Source organism: Roseateles sp., from assembly GCF_019237615.1.
GTDB lineage: Bacteria > Pseudomonadota > Gammaproteobacteria > Burkholderiales > Burkholderiaceae_C > Pelomonas.
Genome location: NZ_JAFAGT010000098.1, coordinates 1 through 24,077 on the forward strand (window position 1 = coordinate 1; position 24,077 = coordinate 24,077).

23 protein-coding genes are annotated in these 24,077 nt (G+C 70.0%); 16 read left to right on the forward strand and 7 right to left on the reverse strand.

Annotated elements, in window-relative coordinates:
- Window positions 1–3 precede the first annotated feature (3 nt).
- On the reverse strand, window positions 4–228 hold the full coding sequence (locus JOY88_RS21015; RefSeq protein WP_293504603.1) for an AbrB/MazE/SpoVT family DNA-binding domain-containing protein: 225 nt from the start codon (window positions 226–228) through the stop codon (window positions 4–6).
- A gap of 307 nt (window positions 229–535) precedes the next feature.
- Between JOY88_RS21015 and JOY88_RS21020 the strand changes: the two genes are divergently transcribed.
- The 4 genes from JOY88_RS21020 to infA all read left to right on the forward strand — a co-directional run bounded on the left by JOY88_RS21020 (window position 536) and on the right by infA (window position 2,589).
- Window positions 536–739, forward strand: a complete 204-nt coding sequence (locus JOY88_RS21020) for a type II toxin-antitoxin system VapB family antitoxin (RefSeq protein ID WP_293504604.1) — start codon at window positions 536–538, stop codon at window positions 737–739.
- A 293-nt stretch (window positions 740–1,032) separates the two neighbouring features.
- Complete coding sequence (gene trhA / locus JOY88_RS21025) at window positions 1,033–1,713, forward strand: PAQR family membrane homeostasis protein TrhA (protein ID WP_293504605.1); 681 nt, start codon at window positions 1,033–1,035, stop codon at window positions 1,711–1,713.
- Window positions 1,714–2,022: 309 nt separating this feature from the next.
- Entirely contained in the window at window positions 2,023–2,244 is a 222-nt protein-coding gene (locus JOY88_RS21030) for a hypothetical protein (protein ID WP_293504606.1), read from the forward strand.
- A gap of 87 nt (window positions 2,245–2,331) precedes the next feature.
- Window positions 2,332–2,589 carry a translation initiation factor IF-1 gene (infA, locus tag JOY88_RS21035; protein WP_293504607.1) on the forward strand — a complete coding sequence of 86 codons (258 nt, stop codon included), beginning with the start codon at window positions 2,332–2,334 and terminating at the stop codon, window positions 2,587–2,589.
- Between the two features lie 24 nt (window positions 2,590–2,613).
- Here infA and JOY88_RS21040 read toward each other — a convergent pair whose 3' ends face one another.
- The 3 genes from JOY88_RS21040 to dmeF form a co-directional block, all read right to left on the reverse strand.
- Window positions 2,614–4,260 (reverse strand): acyl-CoA synthetase, encoded by a 1,647-nt coding sequence (locus tag JOY88_RS21040; protein ID WP_293504608.1) that lies wholly within the window; start codon window positions 4,258–4,260, stop codon window positions 2,614–2,616.
- Between the two features lie 77 nt (window positions 4,261–4,337).
- Complete coding sequence (locus tag JOY88_RS21045) at window positions 4,338–5,444, reverse strand: threonine aldolase family protein (RefSeq protein ID WP_293504609.1); 1,107 nt, start codon at window positions 5,442–5,444, stop codon at window positions 4,338–4,340.
- An 87-nt stretch (window positions 5,445–5,531) separates the two neighbouring features.
- A complete protein-coding gene (dmeF, locus tag JOY88_RS21050) occupies window positions 5,532–6,479 on the reverse strand; it encodes a CDF family Co(II)/Ni(II) efflux transporter DmeF (protein ID WP_293504610.1) in 948 nt (315 codons plus the stop codon).
- A 348-nt stretch (window positions 6,480–6,827) separates the two neighbouring features.
- Between dmeF and JOY88_RS21055 the strand changes: the two genes are divergently transcribed.
- The 10 genes from JOY88_RS21055 (at window position 6,828) to JOY88_RS21100 (ending at window position 19,381) form a co-directional block, all read left to right on the forward strand.
- Window positions 6,828–7,544, forward strand: coding sequence for a DUF3348 family protein (locus JOY88_RS21055; RefSeq protein ID WP_293504611.1), 717 nt, complete (start codon window positions 6,828–6,830; stop codon window positions 7,542–7,544).
- Between the two features lie 4 nt (window positions 7,545–7,548).
- The gene (locus JOY88_RS21060) at window positions 7,549–10,194 is read left to right on the forward strand and encodes a coiled-coil domain-containing protein (RefSeq protein WP_293504612.1); all 2,646 of its coding nucleotides are present in this window, start codon (window positions 7,549–7,551) and stop codon (window positions 10,192–10,194) included.
- Complete coding sequence (locus tag JOY88_RS21065) at window positions 10,187–10,843, forward strand: OmpA family protein (protein ID WP_293504613.1); 657 nt, start codon at window positions 10,187–10,189, stop codon at window positions 10,841–10,843. Before JOY88_RS21060 ends, JOY88_RS21065 begins: the two co-directional genes overlap by 8 nt.
- Window positions 10,840–11,370, forward strand: coding sequence for a DUF2894 domain-containing protein (locus JOY88_RS21070; protein ID WP_293504614.1), 531 nt, complete (start codon window positions 10,840–10,842; stop codon window positions 11,368–11,370). Before JOY88_RS21065 ends, JOY88_RS21070 begins: the two co-directional genes overlap by 4 nt.
- A 131-nt stretch (window positions 11,371–11,501) precedes the next feature.
- The gene (locus JOY88_RS21075; protein ID WP_293504615.1) at window positions 11,502–12,413 is read left to right on the forward strand and encodes an N-acetylmuramoyl-L-alanine amidase; all 912 of its coding nucleotides are present in this window, start codon (window positions 11,502–11,504) and stop codon (window positions 12,411–12,413) included.
- Window positions 12,414–12,422: 9 nt separating this feature from the next.
- On the forward strand, window positions 12,423–13,436 hold the full coding sequence (locus tag JOY88_RS21080; protein WP_293504616.1) for an ABC transporter permease: 1,014 nt from the start codon (window positions 12,423–12,425) through the stop codon (window positions 13,434–13,436).
- Window positions 13,436–14,332: an ABC transporter permease subunit gene (locus JOY88_RS21085; protein WP_293504617.1), complete on the forward strand. Its 897-nt coding sequence runs from the start codon at window positions 13,436–13,438 to the stop codon at window positions 14,330–14,332. Before JOY88_RS21080 ends, JOY88_RS21085 begins: the two co-directional genes overlap by 1 nt.
- Window positions 14,332–15,285, forward strand: a complete 954-nt coding sequence (locus tag JOY88_RS21090) for an ABC transporter ATP-binding protein (protein WP_293504618.1) — start codon at window positions 14,332–14,334, stop codon at window positions 15,283–15,285. Before JOY88_RS21085 ends, JOY88_RS21090 begins: the two co-directional genes overlap by 1 nt.
- The gene (locus JOY88_RS21095) at window positions 15,278–16,237 is read left to right on the forward strand and encodes a dipeptide ABC transporter ATP-binding protein (RefSeq protein ID WP_293504619.1); all 960 of its coding nucleotides are present in this window, start codon (window positions 15,278–15,280) and stop codon (window positions 16,235–16,237) included. The genes JOY88_RS21090 and JOY88_RS21095 overlap by 8 nt, the downstream gene beginning before the upstream one ends.
- 159 nt (window positions 16,238–16,396) lie before the next feature.
- Window positions 16,397–19,381: a TonB-dependent receptor gene (locus JOY88_RS21100; protein WP_293504620.1), complete on the forward strand. Its 2,985-nt coding sequence runs from the start codon at window positions 16,397–16,399 to the stop codon at window positions 19,379–19,381.
- Between the two features lie 56 nt (window positions 19,382–19,437).
- On the opposite strand, the gene JOY88_RS21105 is transcribed toward JOY88_RS21100, so the two are convergent.
- The 3 genes from JOY88_RS21105 to JOY88_RS21115 form a co-directional block, all read right to left on the reverse strand.
- Window positions 19,438–19,692, reverse strand: a complete 255-nt coding sequence (locus JOY88_RS21105; RefSeq protein ID WP_293504621.1) for a YMGG-like glycine zipper-containing protein — start codon at window positions 19,690–19,692, stop codon at window positions 19,438–19,440.
- A gap of 180 nt (window positions 19,693–19,872) precedes the next feature.
- A complete protein-coding gene (locus tag JOY88_RS21110) occupies window positions 19,873–20,157 on the reverse strand; it encodes a PsiF family protein (RefSeq protein WP_524539244.1) in 285 nt (94 codons plus the stop codon).
- Window positions 20,158–20,239: 82 nt separating this feature from the next.
- Window positions 20,240–21,595 (reverse strand): serine/threonine-protein kinase, encoded by a 1,356-nt coding sequence (locus tag JOY88_RS21115; RefSeq protein WP_524539245.1) that lies wholly within the window; start codon window positions 21,593–21,595, stop codon window positions 20,240–20,242.
- A gap of 87 nt (window positions 21,596–21,682) precedes the next feature.
- Here JOY88_RS21115 and argS point away from each other — a divergent pair, with 87 nt between their 5' ends.
- Window positions 21,683–23,389 (forward strand): arginine--tRNA ligase, encoded by a 1,707-nt coding sequence (gene argS, locus JOY88_RS21120; protein WP_293504623.1) that lies wholly within the window; start codon window positions 21,683–21,685, stop codon window positions 23,387–23,389.
- Complete coding sequence (locus tag JOY88_RS21125) at window positions 23,386–24,051, forward strand: SPOR domain-containing protein (RefSeq protein ID WP_293504624.1); 666 nt, start codon at window positions 23,386–23,388, stop codon at window positions 24,049–24,051. The genes argS and JOY88_RS21125 overlap by 4 nt, the downstream gene beginning before the upstream one ends.
- The last annotated feature ends 26 nt before the right edge of the window (window positions 24,052–24,077 follow it).

Below are 24,077 nucleotides of genomic sequence, written 5' to 3' on the forward strand. Positions count from 1 at the left end.
TGCTCATTCAGGCAAGCGCATTTCGTCGACAGCGACACCAGGCTGCCCCGGCTGCGTCAGGATGCCCACGAGGTCTGCCAGACGACGCGTCTTGGGCCGCAGGACGATGGTGCCGTTGCTCAGCATCGACCAGGCGATTTTGTCTCCGGCCTGCAGACCCAGCCGCTCGCGGACGTCCCGCGGCACGGTGACCTGGCCTTTGCTCGAGATTGTGGTTGGCCCCGACATGAACACCATTCTTTACGGTTTCTGATATCGTAAAGACATGGGCGTCCATTGTCAAACGAGACCGACCGCGGCTTGCGAAACATTGGACTCAAGACGACTCCATGCCCCCCCCTGCGAACGGCAGCCGCTGGCCGAAAGCTACCGTGAGAGTGACCCATTCGATCGACAGTTGTCGCTGCAAAACAGTAGCTGCCGACTACGGGCCATCGCCAGCGCTCTGGTCCGCAGCGACCGGCGTGACGGTCGCGCTTGTTTTGATGCGACTGGAGAGTCACGAGCTGCATCACCATTGATACCAAAGCATCCCATGCGAATCACCGTGCCCCTTGGCGACGCCCTTTACGAGAAGACGCTTGAGGTGGCCGCCCCCGACATGGACAAGGCGGCCCCGTTCCGCAAAGCCGTCGAGACCTTCGCGCGCGTGCAGGCCGCCAAGCGCCTTGCCGCGCTCGGCGGCAAGGCGCCGGAGATGCGCGACGTGCCAGGCCGCCGCGAAAACACCGACCAATGACCAGGGTGCTGGCCGACATCTCGGTCTGGGTGGCGCACTTCCGGCAGGTCAGCCCCGAGTTGGTGGACCTCAGCTGCTGGCCTCGTCCCTCATGATGCCCGGCGCCGCGCTGTAGACGCTGGACCAGCGCCTGGTCGCGCGGGCACAGCGCTTGGGCGCTATGCACCGGCCGGCGCTCCGCTGAAACCGGTCGCCGCACGTGCGGCGGCTACATTGCAGTACCGCAACGCCAGCCCGATTCACCAGGCCCGTCGCACTGCGGCAACCGGCCCCGGCCTGCCCTTGTCTCACCCATGCCCTCGCTTCGCCCCACCACCCCGCCCGCCGACCGCCCGCAGACCCTGGGCGAGGAGATCGCCAACGCCATCAGCCACGGCCTGGGCGCCTTGCTGGCCGTGGCGGCCCTGCCCATCCTGGTGATCCAGGCCATGAATCACGGCAGCGTGGCCGACGTGGCCGCGGCGGCCATCTTCGCGGCCACGGCCATCCTGCTGTACGGCATCTCGGCGCTGTACCACGCGCTGCCCGCCTCGCTGGCCAACGGCCGCGTGAAGGCCTGGCTGATGCGGCTGGACCATGCGGCCATCTACGTCTTCATCGCTGGCAGCTACACGCCGTTCACGCTGGGCGTGCTGCACACCGGCCCGGGCACGACGCTGCTGGTCGCCGTCTGGGCCGCGGCGGCCTTCGGCGTGACGATCAAGCTGCTGAACCGGCTGCGCCACCCCATCGTCTCGACGCTGCTCTACCTGGCCATGGGCTGGGTGGTGGTGTTCGCCATCGGGCCCCTGGTGGAACGCATGCCCGGCCCCGGCCTGGCGCTGCTGGTGGCGGGCGGGCTGAGCTACACGCTGGGCGCCGCGGTCTTCCTGCTGGACAACAAGCTGCGCTACGCCCACTTCGTGTGGCACCTGTTCGTGCTGGGCGGCAGCGTGTGCCACTTCTTCGCGGCGCTCTGGTACGCCTACGGCTGAAGGCCCGCGCGCCTGCCTCAGAGGCCCGCCGGCGAGGGGGGATTGACACGGCTGGTAGACTAGCTGCCATAGATTCGCGCAAGACCGTTTCCTCAAGGTCTTCCCTGCGGCCCCGCTGGCCACCCCCTGGCCCCTTCTCGCGAGCGGCTCGCCTCAGCAACTCCCGGTGAGTGTTCTTGAGTGTTTCTGTCTCCGCACGGCGTGCGCCGGCGGAGGGTTCGCTGCACGCGCTGAGCGTGCCCTGGGCGCCCCGCGCCCCAACGGCTGCAGCCGGCAAAGACCGGCGCCGCAGACAACAAGAAAAACAACATGAAAAAGAAGAACAAGAACTTCGAGGTGGGACGCTTCCTGGTCTCGCCCATGACCCAGCCGCGCGATGGCGGTGGTTTCGATGCCCTGGTGTCGATCCGCTCCGGTCGCGGCATGGCGAGCGTGGACCGCGTCATGCGTTTCACGCCGCAGTTCCTCAGCCCGCAGGCAGCCTTGCGCTATGCCCGGGCGGAAGGCCTTGCCTGGGCGCGCTGCCATTGAGCGGCGCGCGCGGTCCAGGGCTGTACATCACGCCGGCAGGGCCTCGTGCCCGGCCACTCGCATAATCTTTGCAACGGAGTCCCACACTTGGCCAAGGAAGAACTGATCGAAATGCAGGGCGTCGTGGACGAAATCCTGCCCGACTCGCGTTTCCGCGTGACGCTGACGAACGGCCACAAGGTCATCGCCTACACCGGCGGCAAGATGCGCAAGCATCACATCCGCATCCTGGCCGGCGACAACGTGTCGCTGGAGATGTCGCCCTATGACCTGAGCAAGGGCCGCATCACCTTCCGTCACCTGGGCGGCCCCCGCCCCGCACCGACGGGCGCCCCCCGCCGCTGAGCGAGCCCCGGCCCGGCGGCGCCGTCACTCGATGGCGCTGGCCGACCTGGCCCGCTCGCGCAGCAGGAACTTCTGGATCTTGCCCGTCGAGGTCTTGGGCAGTTCGGCGAACACGACGCGCTTCGGTACCTTGAAGCGCGCCAGCTGGCTGCGGCAGAACTCGACGATCTCGGCCTCGCTCGCGCTGGCGCCGGGCTTGAGCTCGACGTAGGCGCAGGGCACCTCACCCCATTTCGCATCCGGCAGCGCCACCACCGAGGCCAGCATCACGGCCGGGTGGCGGTGCAGCACGTCCTCCACCTCGACGGAGCTGATGTTCTCGCCGCCGGAGATGATGACGTCCTTGCTGCGGTCCTTGATCTTGATGTAGCCGTCAGGCTGCACCACGGCCAGGTCGCCGGTGTGGAACCAGCCACCGGCGAAGGCTTCGTCGGTGGCCGGCGGATTCTTCAGATAGCCCTTCATCACCACGTTGCCGCGGAAGCAGATCTCGCCCATGGTTTCGCCATCGGCGGGCACGGGCTGCAGGGTGTCGGGGTCCAGCACCGCAACGGCCTCCTGCAGCGGGTAGCTGACGCCCTGGCGGCCGTTGAGCCGCGCACGCTCTGGGGCTGGCAGTGCCGCCCAATGCTCCTGCTGCACGCACACGGCCGCGGGGCCGTAGACCTCTGTGAGGCCGTAGACGTGGGTGATGGCGATACCCGCGGCTTCGCAGCCCTCGATGACGGCGGCCGGCGGCGGCGCTCCGGCAATCAGCCCACGCACCACGCGGTCGAGCTGCCCACGCACCTCGGCCGGCGCGTTGATCAGCATGCCGTAGACAATGGGCGCGCCGCACAGGTGCGTGACGCCGTACGCGTGGATGAGCTGCCATACGAGTGCAGGATCGACGCGACGCAGGCAGACGCTGGTGCCACCCACCAGCGCCATGGTCCACGGGAAGCACCAGCCGTTGCAGTGGAACATGGGCAGTGTCCACAGGTAGACCGGGTGGTCCGGCAGCTGCCAGGCGATGACGTTGTTGGCCGCATTGAGGTACGCACCGCGGTGGTGGGTGACCACGCCCTTGGGGTTGCCCGTCGTGCCCGAGGTGTAGTTCAGCGCGATGGCGTCCCACTCGTCGGCCGGCAGCTGCCAGGCGGCCTGCGGGTCACCCTGGGCCAGCAGTTCCTCGTAGGTCAGCGTGCCCAGGCGCGGCGCCGCGGGTGCCTCACTGTCCAGTACGTCGATGACCAGTGGCCGGTGACGCGGCTCCAAGGCCTGCAGCGCGCGGTCGACGACGGCGGCAAACTCCGGGTCCACCAGCAGAACGCGCGCCTCGCCATGCTCCAGCATGAAGGCGATGGCCTCGGCGTCCAGCCGCGTGTTCAGCGTGTTCAGCACGCCGCCGGCCATGGGAACACCGTAGTGGACCTCGAACATGGCCGGCGTGTTGGGCAGCATGGCCGCCACCGTCACGCCGGGGCCCACGCCATGCCTGGCGAGCCCGCTGGCCAGGCGGCGGCAGCGGGCCTCGGTCTCGCGCCAGGTCTGGCGCAGCCCGCCATGGATGAGCGCGACGCGGTCCGGGAACACGGCCGCGGCGCGGCCGAGGAAGCTCAGCGGGGACAGCGGCACATGGTTGGCGGCGTTCTTGGCCAGGCCGGTCTGGTAGGGGCTGGTGCGGGTCATGGGCGTTCCTGGACTGCAAACAACTGCAGCCAGCTTAGGCCTGCGGGCTTACGCCCCAGCTGACAAGCCGCCGGCGTTCAGCGTCCGGCCAGCGCCACGGCGGCCCGCCAGGCCGCCAGCGACTCGGCGTCGGCCCAGCCCTGGGCCGCGTCGCCGATGACGATCTCCACCATCGTCCCGCCCTCGATGAGCTGCGAGGCCGCGGGCCGCGCTCCCAGCCAGAAGCCGTCGCGGCGGGCGACCTCCAGCATCGCCTCGCGCAGCGCCCCGGGCGCGGCAGGCAGATGCAGCTGGAAGGCGTTCACCTGCGGCGGCTCCGGCGCCACGCGCCAGCCGGGCTCGGCGGCCAGCACCGCCGCCAACGCGCGGGCCCGCTCGCGGTAGGCCGGCAGGCGCGGCAGCTGCGTGCGCAGGCCTTGCAGCGCACTCAGCACATAGGGGTGGACGGTGAACAGGTTGCCGGCCAGACGTGTCTTCCAGGGCACGAGCCGCTGGACGAAGTCCTCGCTCCCCGCCAGCACGCAGCCGGCCAGGCCGCCCAGGCCCTTGTAGAAGGACACATAGACCGAGTCCGCCAGTGCGGCGATCTCGGCCAGCGGCCGGCCGTAATGGGCCGCAGCCTCCCACAGCCGCGCGCCGTCGAAGTGAAGCGGCACGCCGGCTGCGCGACACCAGCCGCCGAGGGCCACCAGGTCGTCCCATTCGGGAAGCCGGTAGCCACCGCGGCGCAGCGGCAGCTCCACGGTGACGACCGCTGGCCGCTCGGGCAGGAGCATCAGATCGTCGACGTGTGAGGGCCGGTCCACCCGGCCCATGCGCAGGCCACGCAGGCCCAGCAGTTGCTCGAAGGCCTCCGCCTCGTCGATGGCGATATGACACTGCGGATGCAGGGCTACCGGGCCGTCGCCATCGCCGCAGTGCACGCGTAACGCCGCGAGCTGGGCGGCCACGCCCTTGTGGAAGAAGCTCGCGGCCGGCTTGCCCAGCAGTGCCGCAACCTGGGCCTCCAGCGCCTGCATGGCCTCGCCCTCGCCATAGACGTCCAGCGGCAGCCTAGCCTCGGGCAGCTCGGCCAGCCCGAGCAGGGCGTCGCGCATGGAGCGCAGCGGCCGGTGGCCATTCAGCCAGCGGGTGCAGCGGTTGCGCAGTTCGATGTCGGCGTGGCCGGGACGAGTGGCGGGCATGTCAGTATTCCTCGATATCTGCGGGTCGTGCGCTGGTCCGCGCCCAAGCCGGCCCGAACCGGCGATGTGCGCGTTGGATGAAGGGCCTCATGTTCCGCAACGGTGGATTTCGATGGTCGAGTGCACGATCTCCTCGTGCACGGCCAGCCATTCGCGCACCTGGCGCGGCGTGAGCTGGGCGTCGTGGGTGACGAGGCTGAGCGCGCAGGCATGGGCGGCCCGGCCCACGCGCCAGACATGCAGGTCGGCGATCAGTGTCTCGCCGGCCGCGCCGCGCTCGGCGATGACCGCGCGGATTTCGTCGACGACCGGGTGGTCCATCTCGCGGTCCAGCAGCACCTTGGCCGTCTCGGCGATCAGGCCCTTGGCCCAGACCGCGACGACGACGGCGCCGACGATGCCCATGACCGGGTCCAGCCAGGCCCAGCCCAGCCACCAGCCGCCGGCCAGCGCCGCGATGGCGGCCACCGAGGTGGCGGCGTCGGCAATGACGTGCAGATAGGCCGACTTCAGGTTGAGGTCGTGATGGTGGTGGCCGTGATCGTCCCCATGAAGATGGCCGTGGTCATGCTCGTGGCGGTGGGCGTTGCCGAGGATGAGCGCGCAGCCCAGGTTGACGAGGAGGCCCAGCACCGCGATGGCCATGGCCTCGGGGTAATGGATGGATGCGGGGCTGAACAGGCGCTCGACCGAACCGTAGACCATCAGCGCGACGATGACGAGCAGGAAGATCGCGCTGGCGAAACCGCCCAGCACCTCGATCTTCCAGGTGCCGAACGCGTAGCGTGGATCGCGCGCGTGTCGGCGTGCGGCGGCATAGGCGAAAGCACTCAGCCCGATGGCGACGGCGTGGCTGCTCATGTGCAGGCCATCGGCCAGCAAGGCCATGGAGTTGTAGAACCAGCCCGCGGCGATCTCGACCAGCATCATCGCGGCGGTGATCCGCGTCACCAGCCGGGTGCCGCGTTCGCCGGCGTCGTTGCCACGGTCGAAGACGTGCTCGTGGCGCCATTCGGCAAGGTCGTGGGTGTGCATGGCGTAGCCTTGTGACTGCTGGACTCGAGGGATTCTGCGCCCGGCGCATGACCCCGCCGCATGGGCGGCCTCGGCTGCCGCGCCGCCCGCTTGAAATACGTCGCGGCGAGCCCCCTGCACGGGCCGGCGGCCCGACCGCCGGCCCGCAGGCCTTCATGCACGCGGCCGGCCTGGCCATGTACCAAGCCAAGACGGCCGGTGGCGCACGCCATGTGTTCGCGGCCGGCCAGGGCGTCGCCGAGGCGGTCTGGCGGCAGCCGGCCGCGCGGCGGGAGGGCCCTGCTGATCGGGGTTCACTAAACTCTCGCCCTTTTTCTGCGCGCGCCCGCGTGAGCGCCCGCCTCTTCCATGACCTCCGCCACCAACCCGCCCACCGGCTTGGCGCCGCCTTCGACCGCGGTGACGGAGCCGTTGGCGCGCCTGCTGCTGCAATGGGGTGTGGCGCCCGCGCCGGCGCCCCCCGTGGCCGAGCGGCTGGGCGGCTGGCTGGGCTGGGCGGATGCCATCGGCCTGTCGCAGGTGCTGGCCGCCGCGCCGGCCGCCGCAATGGTCAACGCCGCGTCGCACCGCGACGCGCAGGGCTGGGTGGCCGCCGCACTGGACCGGCTGCAGGCCGAGCTGCTGGCCGGCTTCGACGACGCCGAGCTGGCCGCCGATGCGGCCGCGCCCGCGCCCGACGGCGTGCCGCTGGCCGACCTGCTTGCACCGTTCCGGCTGCACCACGCGCAACAGCAGCGCAGCATGGCCGCGCGCATCGCCACGCTGCGCGAACGGCTGCGACCGCGGCTGGCCGAGACGTCGGGCCGGCTGGCACGACTGGCTCAGCTGGACCTGCTGTTCGAGCGCGCCCTCGCCGCGCAGGAAAAGCCGCTGCTGGGCGGCCTGCCGGCGCTGCTGACGCGCCGCGCCGAGACCCACCAGGCCGCCGACCCGCGCCACTGGCGCCTGCGCTTCTGGGCCGACCTGCAGCGTGCGCTGCGGGCGGAACTGGACCTTCGACTGCAACCGGTGCTGGGCCTCGTCGAGGCCTTGCACCAAGAGGCCCCGCCCTCACCCGCACTCTGACCCGATGAACCGTTTCCTGAACACGCTCTACCCCCTCGCGCTGGCCGCCGGCCTGGCGGGTATCGCCGGCGCCGCGCTGGCCGCGTCGCGCCACCACCCGGTCGCGCTGGCAATGACGTTGCTGATCGCGGCCTTCTTCGCGCTGGGTGCCATGGAGCTGCGCGTCTTCCGCCGCACCAGCCGTGAGCTGGACGCCGCGCTGGCCACGCCCGCCGACGACGGCTGGCCGGCCCACGTGCCCGCCGCGCTGCGCGCCGCCGTCCAGCAGCGCCTGGAGGGCCTGCGCGTCGCCTTGCCCGGCCTGGCGCTGGCACCGGCCCTTGCCGGCCTGCTGGTGCTGCTGGGCATGCTGGGCACCTTCATCGGCCTGGTCATCACGCTGAGCAGCACCGCGTCGGCGCTGGGCCAGACGGCCGACCTGGCCGCGCTGCGCAACGCCTTGGGCGCGCCAGTGCAGGGCCTGGGCCTTGCCTTCAGCGCCAGTGTCGCCGGCGTGACGGGTTCGGCCATGTTGGGCCTGATGGTGGCGCTGGCGCGGCGCGAGCGCGCCGCGGTGTCGGGCCGGCTGGACGCGGCGCTGCTGGGCCGGCTGCGCCCGCTGACGGCCGCCCACCGCCGCGCCGTCGAGCAGCAGGCCGCTGCGTCGGCCGCGGCCGAGACCGCACAGCAGAACCAGCGTGACCTTGTCGCCCAGCTGCAGCAGTTCGCTCAGCAGATGGCCCAGCAGCTGGTCGCGCAGAACGACCGCTTCCACGGCGAGACCCGGCAGGCCTACCAGGCGCTGGCCGCCAGCGTGGACACCACGCTGCGCACCAGCCTGGCCGAGAGCGTCGCCCAGGCCGGCGCCGCCATCCGGCCCGCTGCCGAAGCGGCGATGGCCGGCATCGCCCGCGAGGCTGCGGCACTGCACGAGCGCGTGGGCACGCAGGTGGCCGGGCAGCTCGATGCACTGGGCGCACGGTTCGAGGCCGGTGCGGCGCAGATCGGCCAGCAGGCCCAGGCCGCCGCGCAGGCGCAGGCCGACGGTCTGGCCCAGCAACGCGAGGCCGCGCTGCATCTGCTGGCCGAGGGCGGCGCCACGATGCAACAGGCCGTGCAGCGGCTGGGTGACCGCTGGGCCGCCGAGGCACAGGCCCTGCTCATCGCAATGAACGAGGCCGCAGCCCGCCAGCAGGCCGCGCAGGCCGAGCACGACGCCCAGCGCCGCGCGGAGGCCCGCGCCGAGGCTGAGGCCCTGGCCCGGCAGCGCGACGCCAACGAGCAGTTGCTGGCTGCCCAGCGCGCGGCCGCCCAGCAGCTGCTGGCCGACAGCGGCACCCACGCCCGGGACGCGCTGGCCGAGCTGACCACCGGCTTCGCCGCGCAGACCCGCGACCTGCTGGACCGCATCGCCGAAACGCAGACCCGCCACGCGGCCCTGCAAGCCGAGATGGACGCGCAGCGCCGCACCGAGGCCCGCGCCGAGGCTGAGGCCCTGGCACGGCAGCGCGACGCCAACGAGCAGTTGCTGGCCGCCCAGCGCGCGGCCGCCCAGCAGCTGCTGACCGACAGCGCCACCCGCGCCCAGGACGCGCTGACCGAGCTGACCACCGGCTTTGCCGCGCAGACCCGCGACCTGCTGGATCGCATCGCCGACACGCAGACCGGCCACGCGGCCCTGCAAGCCGAGATGGACGCGCAGCGCAGCGCCGAGGCCCGTGCCGAGGCTGAGGCCCTCGCCCGGCAGCGCGACGCTAACGAACAACTGCTGGCCGCACAGCGCGAAGCTGCACAGCAACTGCTGGCCACCAGCGGCCAGCGCGCGCAGGAGGCCCTGGCTGAGTTGAGCGCCGGCTTCGCCGCGCAGACGCAGTCCGCCATCGCCGCGCTGTCCAGCGCGCATGGCCAGCTGCAGTCGGCCCAGGCGGCGCACGACGCCGAGCGCCTGGCCGCTTGGCGCAGCGAGCTGCACGCCGCGGGCGCCGCCCAGCTCGCGCAGCAGCAGCAACTGGCCGACGGCCTGCTGGGCCACACACGCGAGCTGGTGGCACAGGGCCAGGCCCAGGCCCAGACGGCGCTGAGCGAAGCCGGCGCACTGCTGAAGGCCGCCGGCGAGGCGCCGCGCGCTGCGGTGGAGGTGGTCGCCGCGCTGCGCGAGCAGCTGGCGCAAAGCCAGGCCCAGGACCGCGCGGCGCTGGCGGAGCGCGCCGAGCTGATGCAGACCGTGTCAACGCTGCTGGCCTCGCTGCAGCAGGCCGCCGGCGAGCAGCGCGCGGCCACCGATGCGCTGCTCGCCAGCGCGGCGTCCCAGGTCGATGCGCTGGTGGGCAGTTCCGCCACCCAGCTCGAGGCCTTGAGCCAGAGCTTCACCCAGCAGGCCGACGCGACGGGCCGGACGCTGGCCGAGGCCGCGACGAACCTGGCCGCCAGCGCCGCCGAGATGGGCAGCCTGGGCGAGGGCTTCGGCGCCGCTGTGGAGCAGTTCCAGGGCACCAACGCGCAGCTCATGCAGCACCTGGCCGCGCTGGAGGAGCGCCTCGCTGGCGCGATGACGCGCAGCGACGAGCAACTGGGCTATTACGTGGCCCAGGCGCGCGAGGTCATCGACCTCTGCCTGGGTTCGCAGAAGGCGGTGCTGGACGCGCTGCAGGGAGGCGCCGCGCATGGATGAGCCGCTGGAGCTGGAACAGGAAGGCGTCGGCACGCCCGCCTGGGCGGCCTTCGGCGACCTGATGGCCGGCGTGCTGGGCGCCTTCGTGCTGGTGCTGGCCGCGGCACTGGTGGGCCAGTTGGACCTGGCCAACCGCCTGGAGGCCGAGGTGCAGCAGCGCCAGGCCGAGCAGGCCCGTCGCGAGGCGCTGGAGCGCGCGCTGGCCGGCCCGCTGGCGGATGGGCGCATCACGCTGGTGGAGGGCCGTATCGGCATTAGCGGTGCGGTGCTGTTCGCGGTCGGCTCGGACCAGCTGCATGCCGACGGCCGCGCGCTGCTGAAGAAGCTGGCCGCGCCGCTGCGTACCTATCTGGCGCAGCGAGACGAGATCCTGATGGTCAGCGGCTTCACCGATGACCGCGGCCTCGTCACCGGCAAGGACGCGCCCCGCTTTGCCGACAACCTGGAGCTGTCGGCCCAGCGGGCGCTGACCGTCACGCGCGTACTGATGGCCGAGGGCCTGCCACCTGACGCCTTGTTCGCCGCCGCCTTCGGGCCGCAGCAGCCGGTGGCGTCCAACGACGACGCTGCAGGGCGGGCGCTGAACCGGCGCGTGGAGATCGCGCCCACGCCGCGGCCGAAACGCGCCGCGGCCTCGACACCGCCATGACGGCGCTGGACGACCCCCTCGCCTGGGCCGAGGCGCAGGCCTCGGGCGATCCGGTGCGCCAGCGCGTGCTGCAAGCGCTGGCAAGGCGCGCGTCCGCGCTGCCGCCGGGCGCGCTGCGCGAACGGCTCGTGTCCCGCCTCGTGCAGCGGGCCCAGGCCCTGCCCCTCGTGCCGCCGGCGCGGCGGGTCGCACACGCCGCCAGCCCGCTGGCCGAGCTCGTCGCCACGCTGCAGACGGCCGCCAGCACCGAGCTGCGCAATGTGCATGCCCACCGCCGCACCTGGAACGCGCTGCGCCTGACGCGCCGCATGGCCGAGGTCAGTGCGCCAGTGCCCGAGCATCTCGGCCCGCTGAACAGCCAGGTGCTGGCGGCCCGCGCGCTGCAGCAGCTGCAGGCGCTGGCGCCCGACTACTTGCAACGCCTGCTGACCCAGCTCGACGCGCTGGCTGCGCTGGCGCCGCTGAGGGCCGATGCGGAGAAGCCGGCCCGGCCCGCGGCGCGCAAGCCGGCCACCGGCAAGCGCTAGCCCGGCGGCGCCTCGGCCATCACCTGCCGGCATACCCGCTGCGCCGTCGGGCATGGCTACCTGCGGGCTCTCCCGAACAGGCCGGACGGGTTGCGCTGCAACAATCCGGGTTCGGCCACCGCCTCCTCGACATGAAGTACCTCTCCCGCGTTCTCGCCGCCCTCCCCGCCCTGCTGCTCGCCGCCTGCGCCAGCGTGCCTGCGCCAGCGCCTGCCCCGGTCTCGCCGGGTGGCGCCGCGACGCCGGCGACCGCCGTGCGCGCGCCCCACATCGACCGCAGCTACACGTCGCAGAACCAGGACAGCCGCGCCCTCTACATCGTGCTGCACTACACGGTGCTGGACTGGGAGAAGTCGCTGAAGGTGCTGACCACCGGCGGCCAGGTGTCGGCCCATTACCTGGTGCGCGACAACCCGGTGGCCAGCTACGCGCTGGTCGACGAGAACCGCCGCGCCTGGCATGCCGGCGCCAGCTACTGGGCCGGCAACACCAACCTGAACTCGTCCTCCATCGGCATCGAGATCGTCAACCCTGGCTATGTGGACGGCCCCGGCGGCCGCGTCTACGCGCCCTTCCCGCAGGCCCAGATCGACGAGGTCATCGCGCTGGTGCGCGACATCCAGAAGCGCCACAACATCCGACCTGAGCGCATCATCGGCCACGCCGACATCGCGCCCGGCCGCAAGCAGGACCCCGGCCCCAGCTTCCCGTGGAAGCAGTTCGCCGACGCCGGCCTCATCCCCTGGCCGGACGGCCCGCTGACGCTGGTGAAGACGTTGGAGCACGAGGTCGCGCCGCGCGACGTGGCCTGGCTGCAGGACCGCCTCGCGCGCATCGGCTACAACGTGTCGCGCTCGGGCCAGATGGACGTGCTGACCAGGGAGGTCATCTCGACCTTCCAGATGAAGTACCGCCAGCGCGACATCTCGGGGGTGCTGGACGCCGAGACCGCCGCGCTGATCGACGTGGCCTCCACGCCCAGCGCGATGCGGGTCAGCGGCGCGCCGGAGAACGAGACGCGGCCGTACACGTCGCGCTGGTAATCCCCGCGGATGCTCGCCTTCCTGCTCAAACGCCTGGCCACGCTGGTGCCGACATTGATCGGCATCACCCTCGTCGCCTTCGGCCTGATCCGCCTGGTGCCTGGTGACCCCATCGAGGTCATGATGGGCGAGCGCCGGCTGGACCCCGAGGCCCATGCCGCGCTGGTGAAGCGCATGGGCCTGGACCAGCCGCTGCCCGTGCAGTACGCGGACTACGTGGGCAAGCTTTTGCATGGCGACCTGGGCCAGAGCCTGGTCAGCCGCGAGCCTGTCAGCAAGGAGTTCGCCGCGCTGTTCCCAGCCACCGTGGAGCTGGCCACCGCCGCACTGGTGTTCGCAGTGGGCTTCGGCCTGCTGCTGGGCGTCAGCGCGGGGCTCAAGCGTGGCTCGCTGCTGGACCAGGGCGTCATGGGCATGGCCACCGTGGGCTACTCCATGCCGGTGTTCTGGTGGGGGCTGATCCTCATCATGTTCTTCTCGGTTCAGCTCGGCTGGACGCCGGTGTCGGGCCGCATCGGCATCGAGTACGACCCCGAGCGTGTGACCGGCTTCATGCTGATCGACGCCTGGCTCAGCGACGAGGAAGGCGCGTTCAAGTCCGCACTGATGCACCTGATCCTGCCGGCGCTGGTGCTGGGCACCAGCACGCTGGCCGTCGTCGCGCGCATGACGCGCTCGTCCATGCTGGAGGTGCTGCGCGAGGACTATGTGCGCACCGCGCGGGCCAAGGGCCTCTCGCCGGCGCGCGTGGTCATCGTGCATGCGCTGCGCAATGCGCTGATCCCGGTGCTGACGGTGGTGGGCCTGCAGACCGGCAGCCTGCTGGCCGGCGCCGTACTGACCGAGACCATCTTCTCCTGGCCCGGCATCGGCAAATGGCTGATCGACTCGATCGCGCGGCGCGACTATCCGGTCGTGCAGGCCGGCATCCTGATCTCGGCGCTGACCTTCATCGTCGTGAATCTGGTCGTGGACCTGTTGTACGGCGTCGTGAATCCGCGGATTCGTGGCGGGGGACATTGATGAGCGCCGTGATTGAGAAACCCATGGAGCCGCCCGGCCCCCTGCGCGAGTTCTGGCTGGGCTTTGCCGCCAACCGCGGCGCGCTGATCGCACTGATCGTGTTCGCCGTCATCGCGCTGGCGTCCCTCTTCGCGCCGCTGATCGCGCCGCACGACCCCATCGAGCAGTACCGCGACTTCATGCTGACGCCACCCGCCTGGGATCAGGACGGCAGCACGCGCTTCTTGCTGGGCACCGACGAGCTGGGCCGCGACATGCTGAGCCGACTGCTGCATGGCGGTCGCGTGTCGCTGGGCATAGGCCTGGCGGCGGTGATGATGTCGCTGCTGCCAGGCGTCATGCTGGGCCTGTGCGCTTCCTTCTTCCAGCGCCTGCTGTCGCCGGCCATCATGCGCGTGATGGACATCGTGCTGGCGCTGCCCGCACTGCTGCTGGCCATCTGCGTCATCACCATCCTGGGCCCCGGCCTCGTCAACACCGTCATCGCGATCGCCATCGGCGCGCTGCCGGGCTATGTGCGGCTGACGCGCGCGGCGGCGCTGGCCGAGATCGGCCGCGACTACGTGACGGCCAGCCGCGTGGCCGGTGCCGGCGTCGCGCGGCTGATGTTCGTGACCGTGCTGCCCAACTGCATGGCGCCGCTGATCGTCAACGCGACGCTGTCGTTCTCGTCGGCCATCCTCGAAACCGCAGGCCTGGGATTCCTGGGCCTGGGCGTGCAGGCGCCCACGCCCGAGTGGGGCACCATGCTGTCGGCGGCGCGCGACTACATCACGCGGGCGCCCTGGGTCGTCACGCTGCCGGGCCTGACCATCCTCGTGACCGTGCTGGCCATCAACCTGATGGGCGACGGGCTGCGCGATGCGCTGGACCCGAAGCTGAAGAAAGTGTCCTGATGCCGGCGCTGTTGAACATCCGCAACCTGCGCGTGCAGTTTGGCAACTTCCCCGCCGTGGACGGCGTGGACCTGACGCTTGAGGCCGGCGAGCTGCTGGGCATCGTCGGCGAATCGGGCTCCGGCAAGTCGGTGACCATGCTGGCGCTGATGGGTCTCATCGACGCGCCCGGCAAGGTCACGGCCGATGCCGTCGAGTTCCAGGGCCGCGACCTGCTCAAGCTCTCGGCCAGGGAGCGCCGCAGGCTGATCGGCCGCGACGTGGCCATGGTGTTCCAGGATGCGCTGACCAGCCTCAACCCCAGCTACACCGTCGGTGCGCAGATCGCCGAGGTGCTGAAGGCGCACCTGGGCCTGCGCGGGTCCGCCGCCAGGAAGCGTGTCGTCGAGCTGCTGGAGCAGGTGGAGATCCCCGACGCCGCCAACCGCGCCAACGCCTATCCGCACCAGCTCTCCGGCGGCATGAACCAGCGCGTGATGATCGCGATGGCCATTGCCTGCGGACCCAGGCTGCTGATCGCCGACGAGCCGACGACGGCGCTGGACGTGACCATCCAGGCCCAGATCATGGCGCTGCTGCTGAAGCTGCAGCGCGAGCAGGGCATGGGCCTCATCATGATCACGCACGACCTCGCGGTGGTCGCCGAGATGGCCCAGCGCGTGGCCGTCATGTACGCCGGCCAGGTTGTCGAGACCGGCGCCGTGCCGGGCCTGTTCGACGCGCCGCGCCATCCGTACACGAACGCGCTGCTGGCCGCGATTCCCGAGCACAACAAGGGCGCGAAGCGCCTGTCGGCCCTGCCCGGCATCGTGCCCGGCGCGCTGGACCGGCCCGCGGGCTGCCTGCTGTCGCCGCGCTGCCCGCGCGTGCAGGAGCGTTGCCGCGCCGAACGCCCGGCGCTGGAGGACGGCGTGCGCTGCTTCTTCCCCGTCGAGGAGGCGGCCCATGTCTGAACTCCTCCTTGAGGCGAGCGACCTGACCAGGCATTACGAGGTCAGCCGCGGCCTGTTCAAGCCCAAGGCGACGGTGAAGGCGCTGAACGGCGTCAGCTTCACGCTCGGCGCGCGCAAGACGCTGGCCGTGGTCGGCGAGTCCGGCTGCGGCAAGAGCACGCTGGCGCGGCAGCTGACGCTGATCGAGGCGCCCACGCGCGGCGCGCTGAAGATCCGCGGCACCAATGCCGCCACGGCCGATGCCGCCACGCTGAAGGCCTTGCGCCGCGACGTGCAGATGGTGTTCCAGAACCCGTTCGCGTCACTGAATCCGCGCAAGACCATAGCAACCACGCTGGCCGAGCCGCTGCTGATCAACACGGGCATGACGGCAGCGGAGCGGCGCGAACGCGTGGCCGCGCTTGCCGCCAAGGTGGGCCTGCGGCCCGAGCATCTGCGCCGCTATCCGCACATGTTCTCGGGCGGCCAGCGCCAGCGCATCGCGATCGCGCGGGCCATGATCCTGAACCCCGGCATCGTCGTCGCCGACGAGCCGGTCAGCGCCCTGGACGTGTCCATCCAGGCCCAGATCCTGAACCTGTTCATGGATTTGCAGGACGAGTTCGGTACTGGCTATGTGTTCATCTCGCACAACCTGTCGGTCGTCGAGCATGTGGCCGACGAGGTCATGGTGATGTACCTGGGCGCGGCGGTGGAGGTGGGCGAGAAGCGCCGCCTCTTCGCTGCTCCGCTGCACCCGTACACACGGGCGCTGATGAGCGCCACGCCGGCGCTGCGCAAGGCCGACCGGCGCGAACGCATCGTCATCCACGGCGAGCTACCCAGCCCGCTGAACCCGCCCGGCGGCTGCAGCTTCCACAAGCGCTGCCCGCTGGCCCAGCCGCGCTGCGCGGCCGAGGTGCCGCAGCTGCGCGCAGTGGAGGGCCGGCAGGTCGCCTGTCACATGGTTTAGGGATAGCGCCCGGGACGGGCCATAACGGTGGCGCATGACTGCGCCTCATTCCGTCATGCATGAGGTGTTGCATGGGTGCCGACTTTGCGGGCCTCTAGCCCCGAACATCCCATCAAGCCTCGCAAGAATCTTTTCAATCGGAAATTTACGGAGACACACATGAAATTCAAAACTACACCGGTGAGCCAGGGGCTCGTCTGTCTGTTCGCCCTGATGCAGGCCCCGGCCTTCGCCCAGAAGGCCGAGGCCGACGACAAGGCCAAGTCGCAGTCGCTGGAGGCCGTCGTCGTCACCGGCATCCGCGCGTCCAACGAGCGCTCGCTGCTGATGAAGCGCGATGCCTCGGCCAACGTGGACGTCATCACGGCGCTGGACGTGGGCAAGATGCCCGACAAGAACCTGGCCGACTCGCTGCAGCGCGTCGTGGGCGTGGCCGTGCGCACGGACTACGACGAGGCCGAGAAGGTCTCGATGCGCGGCGCCAACCCCGACATGTCGCTGATCCTGTTCAACGGCCATACCGTCTCCGGCGGTGACTGGTACCTGAACGACCAGGCCTCCAGCAGCCGCTCCACCAGCCTGTCGCTGATGCCCTCCTCGGTGCTGAACTCGGCGACCGTCTACAAGACTTCGCAGGCCAACATCGTCGACGGCGGCCTGGCCGGCACGATCAACGTCACGACCCGCAGGCCGCTGGACGCCAAGAAGGGCTTCAGCGGCGTGGTCAGCGCCGGCGGCGTGTACGCCGACCTGCCCGGCAAGACCAGCCCGCAGCTCAATGCCAGCGTGAACTGGAAGAACGAAGACAGCACCCTGGGCGTGATCGGCCAAGTCTTCGCCGAGAAGCGCTACATCCGCCGCGACACCGCCTCGCGCTTCGCCTACGGCGCCAACTCCGGCTGGGACCAGATCAACACGGCCACCATGCTGGGCATCACCGATGCCTCGCTGGCCGGCACTGGCCTCAAGGCCTCCGACCTGAACGGCGTGCGCCTGCCGGGCTCGATGTCCACCGAATTCGTGGAAGGCGTGCGCGACCGCAAGGGCGGCATGCTCTCCGCCCAGCTCAAGCCCACCAGCAATACCGAAGTCGGCATGACCGGCTTCTACTCCAAGATGAACGCGGCCAACTTCGGCCGCGCGACCATGGGTGCCATCTACCAGATGCTGGCCGGCCAGGCCGGTCCGCTGGGCGGCACCGCGGCCACCAACGTCAACGGACAGCGCGTCTACGCCTCCATCAAGAACCCGGTGATCGTCGAGGAAACGACGGTCTACGGCGACAAGCTGCGCGTGCTGAAGTCCGCGGAAGTCTCCTACGCGAACGGCCTGCCGGCCCAGTACGTCGGCGACTCCGAGGGCTTCTACCGCAGCGGCGCCTACGCCAGCTCCGGCTTCCTGGACCTGGACGGCAAGTGGGTCGTTAACGATCGCCTGACGCTCAAGGGCCTGCTGAGCACGACCAAGGGCATCGGTCACACCGACATGGACCGCGGCCTGACCTACTCGCGCTACGGCCAGGGCATCAAGTACGACATCACCGACCTCCGCAAGGCGCCGGACTTCAGCTGGATCAACGCCGGCAGCGGCAGCAAGCCCCTGGCCAACGACGCGCCCGCCGGCACGCCCGGCTACCGCTTGACCGGCCGCAGCGGCATGAACCGCTACCACACGGTCGACAGCGAGAAGAGCTTTGCCTTCGACGGCGAGTACACGCAGGACAGCGGCATCTTCAACTCGCTGAACTTCGGCTTCCGCAACGCCGATCACCGCCGCCAGTACGGCCTGTCGACCGTGGCCGCCAAGACCGGCGCCATCACGCCGCCGGATCCGGCACTGGCCGTGCCCTACCCCGGCGACTTCGGTCAGTACCTCGGCGGCAACTTCGACAACACGGGCTTCTACTTCCCGCGCGACGTGCTGACGAACTACTTCGACACCAACCTCGCGAAGCAGACCAATTCGCAGTGGGAGCGCCGCATCTCGGGCTCCATCGACCTGCGCGAAATTCAAAGCTCCGCCTACTTGATGCAGAACCTCGAAGGCGAGAAGTGGTCGGGCAATGTCGGCGTGCGCCTGGTGCGCACGGCCGTCACCTCGCGCACCCCCGTGCCGATCCCGGCAGGCGCCTGCCTGCGCATCGAGCCGGGCAAGCCCTACGTGCCCTGCGCTGCCTACCCGGATGCCATCATCGACGTCAGCGAAGGCCAGCCCTATTACGACAACGTGCCCTTCAACGGCGCCACCGGCACGATCTACCGCAAGGAGACCACGCGCCGCGTCTTCAACAACGTCCTGCCGAGCCTGAACCTGCGCTACGAGATGGCCAAGGACGTGATCGGCCGCCTGGGCCTGTCCAAGACCATCGGTCGCCAGAACTACAACCTCTACGGCGCAACCTACAGCAACCCCAGCTGCACCTCGCAAGGCTGCACGGTCACCGGCCCGAACCCCAACCTAAAGCCGCTGAGCTCGCGCAACCTGGACATCTCGGTGGCGTGGTACTACGCCAAGCGCTCCATGCTGTCGCTGTCGGCGTTCAGCTCGCTGATCGACGGCTACGCCAAGACCGGCGGCACGGCGTCGGGCCAGTCCGTTGATCTGTATGACGGCACGACCAACGCCTTCCGCACCTACATGATCAACAGCTCCACCCAGCAGAAGGCCCGCATCCGCGGCCTTGAGCTGAGCTGGGAGCAGCCGATCGCGTGGGGCTTCGGCTTCCAGTCCAACGCCAGCTACGCCGAGACGCGCGTGGAAGACGGCCGGCCGATGAACGGCGCTTCCAAGATCGCCGGCAATCTGGGCGTGTACTGGGAGAACGACGTGTTCAGCGCCCGCCTGGTCTACAACTACCGCGGCGCGTACGTGTCGAGCACGACGGCGCCGTCGCCCACGGCCAACAGCCAGGGCATGTCGACCATCGGCGGCGTGCTGATGCCCAGCGCACCGACGATCGCTGCGCCGGTGTCCAACGTGGCCTTCTCGGCCAACTACAACATCACGCCTGCGGTGCAGATCGCCTTCAGCGCCACCAACCTGACCAACCCGGTCCGCGCCACCTATCGCTACAGCGAGGCCGAGCAGCAGAAGGTCGACGCCAGCGGTCGCCAGTACTACCTGGAAGCTCGCTACAAGTTCTGAACCCCGTCAGGGACTCAGCAAAGGCCGGCACTTGCCGGCCTTTTTCATGGTGCGCCTCAGCGGCCGCGCCTCTTCGAGACTTCGTTGCCGATGACGCCACCGGCCGCGGCACCCACGGCGGCGCCGGCGGTGGTGCCCGTCACCGCGCCACCGACGACGGCACCGGCCGTCGCACCGACGATGGTGCTGGCCTCGCGCGCCGACATGCCGGCGCAGCCGCCCAGAGTCAGGCTCGCCGCCGCGGCGGCGCTCAGAAGCACCAGGCGCCCGCGAGAGGCACCGGGGCTGGAAGTGAGTGCAAAGTGGCTCATGGTCTGCTCCTTGCAGAGGGGCTCCGGTGAGTCAACTTTGATCGCCGGTTGCACCGGCCGGAACCGGCCTGAGGGCCGACAGGCTGTCGGACTCGGCCTACCGCCCTGCGCGGACGCCCAAAGCAAAAGAGCCACCCTGAGGTGGCTCTCGTCCTGCCGGGCCCCTGGAGGGCCGTCGCGTCACTTTGGCGCCGAGGCCGCGGCGTCCGCCATGCACTTCTTGATGTGGCTCTTGGCCGCCGCACCGTGCAGCTTCTTGTCGGCGGCGGATTTCTCGCAGGCCGCGCTGCCGGGCTCGGCGTCGGCCGGCTTGGCGGCCAGGCATTCCTTCATGAAGGCCTTGCGCTCGTCACCTTTCTTGCCCTTGGCCTCGACGTTGCAGGTCTTCATCTTGTCCTGCTGCGGCGTGGCCTGGGCCCCCATGGCGACGATGGCACAGGCGAGCAGGATGGCGAATCGTTTCATCGGGAACTCCTTCCTCAAGAATAGGTGAGGCGACCGATTCAAGCACGCTGCCATGACGGTGCCAAGCCTTGTTTCACCGGCGTCACAGAATCCTGCGCGGATGAGCCAGGGCCTCGTGCGCGGCATGCAATCGGCGCACCAGCACGCGGATGAAGCCGCGGTCGAAGCGGTGCTGGCACTCGGGGCTGAGCTGCCCCAGCGATTCGGGCGTGAAGGAGATGGTGGTGCACTCCTGGCTGACCTTGATGTCCGTGCTGTGACGGCGCAGGTCGGGGTTGGGCGCAAGGTAGGCCATCTCGCCCACCGAGGTGCCCTGGCCCAGCGTGGCCACCATCCGGCCCTCGCGGAAAACCTCCACCTCGCCCTGGGCAATGATGTGGAAGCTGTTGCCCTCCTGGCCGCGCTTGAAGAGCGCATAGCCCGCCGGATAGCGCTTCCAGCGGGCGCGCCGCGCCACCTCCCACAACTGGACATCACCGAAGTCGGAGAAGAACTCCAGCGAGCGCAGCAGGTTGAAGCGCTCCGAGTCGCGCACCTCTCCCAGGCGATTCAGCGGCACCTGCTGGCTGGCGACCAGAGCCGACAAGGCCTGGGCGAAGCTGTCCCAGTCGGCATAGCGCTCCTGCGGCGACTTGGCCAGCGCGCGCAGCACGACGGCGTCCAGCGCCGCCGTGACGCCCTGGCGCTGCCCGGTCAGCGGCAGCGGCGGCTGATGGTAGATCTGGTGCATCAGCGCCATCTGGTGCGGTGCGTCGAAGGGGGGGCGGCCGCCGATCAGGTGGTAGAGCACGGCGCCCAGCGCATAGATGTCGGCCCGGCCGTCCACGTCTCCGCCCTCGATCTGCTCGGGTGGCATATAGGCCAGCGAGCCGACTCGGTGGATCTGCGTCGCATCGGCATGCAGGTTCAGCGCCGAGCCGAAGTCGCTGACCTTGACGTCCACGACCTGTCCGGCCAGGTCCAGCACGGCCAGCAGGTTGGCCGGCTTCACGTCGCGGTGTATGACGCCCTGGCGGTAGACATAGCCCAGCGCCATCGCGCACTTGAAGCCCAGCTCGACGATCTGGTCCAGCGGCAGCAAGCGGTCGCTGCGGCAGAAATGCTTCAGCGTGACGCCGGGCACGTACTCCATGACGAGGTAGGGCGCCTCGCCTTCGTTCGGATTCGCCACGGCATCGAGGATGGCGACGACGTTGGGATGGTGCAGCCGCCCCGCCAGGGCCGCCTCGGCACTGAAGAAGCGGCTGCCGAAGTCGCTGCCCGGCGCGTCGACCGGCGGCGCCCAGGCGCGCATGCGCTTGATGGCCACGTCCACGCCCTGGAAGGGGTCGCGAGCCAGGAAGACGTCGCTGGTCGCCCCTTCGCCCAGGCGCTTGAGCACCTGGTAGCGGCCGATGTGGGGGGGCAGGTCGTCTGCGGAGGCGCTCACGCGCGGCATGATACGGGCCGCAATGGCACGGCTGTCGGCCTGCGACCCGGTCCATGCGTTCCGATAGGACCGGAGCCCGCCTCCTAAAATCGCCCCATGATCCAAGCCAAGCAGGCGCTGCTCGCCGCACTCGCCGACTCCCTCCAGGACATCGCCCCCGGCTCCAACGCCGTGGCGGCCTTCGAATCCCCCAAGCAGGCCGCCCATGGCGACTTCGCCTGCACGGCCGCCATGCAACTGGCCAAGCCGCTCAAGGCCAACCCGCGCGAGCTGGCCACGCGGCTGATCGAAGCGCTGCAGGCCAAGCCGGCCTTCCAGACCTGGGTGCAGTCGCTGGAGATCGCCGGCCCCGGCTTCATCAACATTCGCCTCAAGCCCGCTGCCAAGCAGGCTGTCGTTGCCGAAGTGCTGGCGGGCGGCGCCAAGTTCGGCCACCGCCCGGCCACGGGCAAGCATGTGATGATCGAGTTCGTGTCGGCCAACCCGACCGGCCCGCTGCACGTGGGCCATGCCCGCCAGGCTGCGCTGGGCGATTCGTTGTGCTCGGTGTTCCAGAGCCAGGGCCACCAGGTCACGCGCGAGTTCTATTACAACGACGCCGGCGTGCAGATCGCGACGCTGGCCAACTCCACGCAGATGCGGCTGAAGGGCTTCAAGCCCGGCGACGCCGAATGGCCCGAGGCGGCCTACAACGGCGATTACATCCAGGACATCGCCGACGCCTTCCTGAAGAAGGAAACCGTCAAGGCCGACGACCGCGAGTTCACCGCCTCGGGCGACATCGACGACCTGGACAGCATCCGCCAGTTCGCCGTCGCCTACCTGCGCCACGAGCAAGACCTGGACCTGCAGGCCTTCGGCCTGAAGTTCGACAGCTATTTCCTGGAGACCAGCGTCTACGCCGGCGGCCAGCTGGAGAAGACGGTGCAGCGGCTCGTCGCCAGCGGCAAGACCTACGAGGAAGGTGGCGCGTTGTGGCTGCGCACCACCGACTACGGCGACGACAAGGACCGCGTGATGCGCAAGAAGGAAGGTGGCTACACCTACTTCGTGCCGGACGTCGCCTACCACATCAACAAGTTCGAGCGCGGCTACACGCAGTGCATCAACATCCAGGGCACGGACCACCACGGCACCATCGCCCGCGTGCGCGCCGGCCTGCAGGCCGTGGACCTGGGCATTCCGCAGGGCTTCCCGGACTATGTATTGCACAAGATGGTCACGGTGATGAAGAACGGCGAGGAGGTCAAGATCTCCAAGCGCGCCGGCTCCTACGTGACGCTGCGCGACCTCATCGACTGGACCAGCCGCGACGCGGTGCGCTTCTTCCTGATCAGCCGCAAGGCCGACACGGAGTTCGTCTTCGACATCGACTTGGCGCTGAAGCAGAACGACGAGAACCCCGTGTTCTACGTGCAGTACGCCCATGCACGCATCTGCTCGGTGATCCGAAAATGGGGCGGCGACTTGACCACCATCGCCGACGCCGACCTGGGCCTGCTGAGTGCGCCCACCGAGGAGGCGCTGATGCTCAAGCTGGCCGCCTATCCCGACATGCTGAGCGGCGCCGCCGCCGGCATCGCGCCGCACGACGTGGCCTTCTACGCCCGCGACCTGGCCGGCGCCTACCACTCCTACTACGCCGCCGAGCGCGTGCTGGACCAGGCCCCCGAGCTCAGCCGCGCGCGCGTCGCGCTGCTGGCTGCGACACGCCAGGTGCTGGCCAATGCTTTGGGCATGCTGGGCGTCAGCGCGCCCGAGCAGATGAGCCGCGACATTCCCGAAACCACGGAGACCGAATGAGTTCTGCATCCAAGCCCGCCGGCCAGAAGGGCCAGAAAGGCGGCTTCGTCCTGGGCCTCATCGTGGGCCTGCTGGTGGGCCTCGCCGTCGCCCTGGGCGTAGCGCTCTACATCAACAAGACGCCCATTCCCTTCAGGGACAAGGTGCCGCAGCGCACTGCCGAGCAGGACGCCGCCGAGGCCGAGCGCAATCGCAACTGGGACCCGAACGCACCGCTGGCCGGCAAGGCCGCGCGCAGCGCCAGCGGCGTCGTCAACGCGCCGGGCACGGCCGCTCCGCCGCCGTCCGCCGCACCGGCCAGCGCCGTCGCCGCCCCAGCAGCGCCCGCCCCCGCCGTGACCCCGCCGCCGGCCAAGCCGACCGCCGCCAAGGCCGACACCGCCGCGGCACCCACGCCCGCGCCGGTGACCGCAACAGGCGCCGAGGCCTATGTCTACTTCGTGCAGGCCGGCGCCTTCACCCGGCCCGAAGACGCCGAAACCCAGAAGGCCAAGCTGGCCATCCAGGGCTTCACGGCCAAGGTCATGGAGCGCGAGCAGAACGGCCGCACCGTCTATCGCGTGCGCCTGGGGCCCTCGGACACGCGCGAAGCGGCCGAAGACCTGCAGCGCAAGATTGAGGGGGCTGGCTTCGAAGCCAATCTCGTTCGTGTACAACGCTGAAACCCGCACCGTTTGAAGGATGCCTG

Excerpts from the sequence above, each read along its gene's own strand:
- JOY88_RS21015 (WP_293504603.1), bottom strand. The coding sequence starts at position 228 with ATGTCGGGGCCAACCACAATCTCGAGCAAAGGCCAGGTCACCGTGCCG.
- JOY88_RS21020 (WP_293504604.1), top strand. The coding sequence starts at position 536 with ATGCGAATCACCGTGCCCCTTGGCGACGCCCTTTACGAGAAGACGCTT.
- trhA (WP_293504605.1), top strand. The coding sequence starts at position 1,033 with ATGCCCTCGCTTCGCCCCACCACCCCGCCCGCCGACCGCCCGCAGACC.
- JOY88_RS21030 (WP_293504606.1), top strand. The coding sequence starts at position 2,023 with ATGAAAAAGAAGAACAAGAACTTCGAGGTGGGACGCTTCCTGGTCTCG.
- JOY88_RS21040 (WP_293504608.1), bottom strand. The coding sequence starts at position 4,260 with ATGACCCGCACCAGCCCCTACCAGACCGGCCTGGCCAAGAACGCCGCC.
- JOY88_RS21045 (WP_293504609.1), bottom strand. The coding sequence starts at position 5,444 with ATGCCCGCCACTCGTCCCGGCCACGCCGACATCGAACTGCGCAACCGC.
- dmeF (WP_293504610.1), bottom strand. The coding sequence starts at position 6,479 with ATGCACACCCACGACCTTGCCGAATGGCGCCACGAGCACGTCTTCGAC.
- JOY88_RS21055 (WP_293504611.1), top strand. The coding sequence starts at position 6,828 with ATGACCTCCGCCACCAACCCGCCCACCGGCTTGGCGCCGCCTTCGACC.
- JOY88_RS21060 (WP_293504612.1), top strand. The coding sequence starts at position 7,549 with ATGAACCGTTTCCTGAACACGCTCTACCCCCTCGCGCTGGCCGCCGGC.
- JOY88_RS21065 (WP_293504613.1), top strand. The coding sequence starts at position 10,187 with ATGGATGAGCCGCTGGAGCTGGAACAGGAAGGCGTCGGCACGCCCGCC.
- JOY88_RS21070 (WP_293504614.1), top strand. The coding sequence starts at position 10,840 with ATGACGGCGCTGGACGACCCCCTCGCCTGGGCCGAGGCGCAGGCCTCG.
- JOY88_RS21075 (WP_293504615.1), top strand. The coding sequence starts at position 11,502 with ATGAAGTACCTCTCCCGCGTTCTCGCCGCCCTCCCCGCCCTGCTGCTC.
- JOY88_RS21080 (WP_293504616.1), top strand. The coding sequence starts at position 12,423 with ATGCTCGCCTTCCTGCTCAAACGCCTGGCCACGCTGGTGCCGACATTG.
- JOY88_RS21085 (WP_293504617.1), top strand. The coding sequence starts at position 13,436 with ATGAGCGCCGTGATTGAGAAACCCATGGAGCCGCCCGGCCCCCTGCGC.
- JOY88_RS21090 (WP_293504618.1), top strand. The coding sequence starts at position 14,332 with ATGCCGGCGCTGTTGAACATCCGCAACCTGCGCGTGCAGTTTGGCAAC.
- JOY88_RS21095 (WP_293504619.1), top strand. The coding sequence starts at position 15,278 with ATGTCTGAACTCCTCCTTGAGGCGAGCGACCTGACCAGGCATTACGAG.
- JOY88_RS21100 (WP_293504620.1), top strand. The coding sequence starts at position 16,397 with ATGAAATTCAAAACTACACCGGTGAGCCAGGGGCTCGTCTGTCTGTTC.
- JOY88_RS21105 (WP_293504621.1), bottom strand. The coding sequence starts at position 19,692 with ATGAGCCACTTTGCACTCACTTCCAGCCCCGGTGCCTCTCGCGGGCGC.
- JOY88_RS21110 (WP_524539244.1), bottom strand. The coding sequence starts at position 20,157 with ATGAAACGATTCGCCATCCTGCTCGCCTGTGCCATCGTCGCCATGGGG.
- JOY88_RS21115 (WP_524539245.1), bottom strand. The coding sequence starts at position 21,595 with ATGCCGCGCGTGAGCGCCTCCGCAGACGACCTGCCCCCCCACATCGGC.
- argS (WP_293504623.1), top strand. The coding sequence starts at position 21,683 with ATGATCCAAGCCAAGCAGGCGCTGCTCGCCGCACTCGCCGACTCCCTC.
- JOY88_RS21125 (WP_293504624.1), top strand. The coding sequence starts at position 23,386 with ATGAGTTCTGCATCCAAGCCCGCCGGCCAGAAGGGCCAGAAAGGCGGC.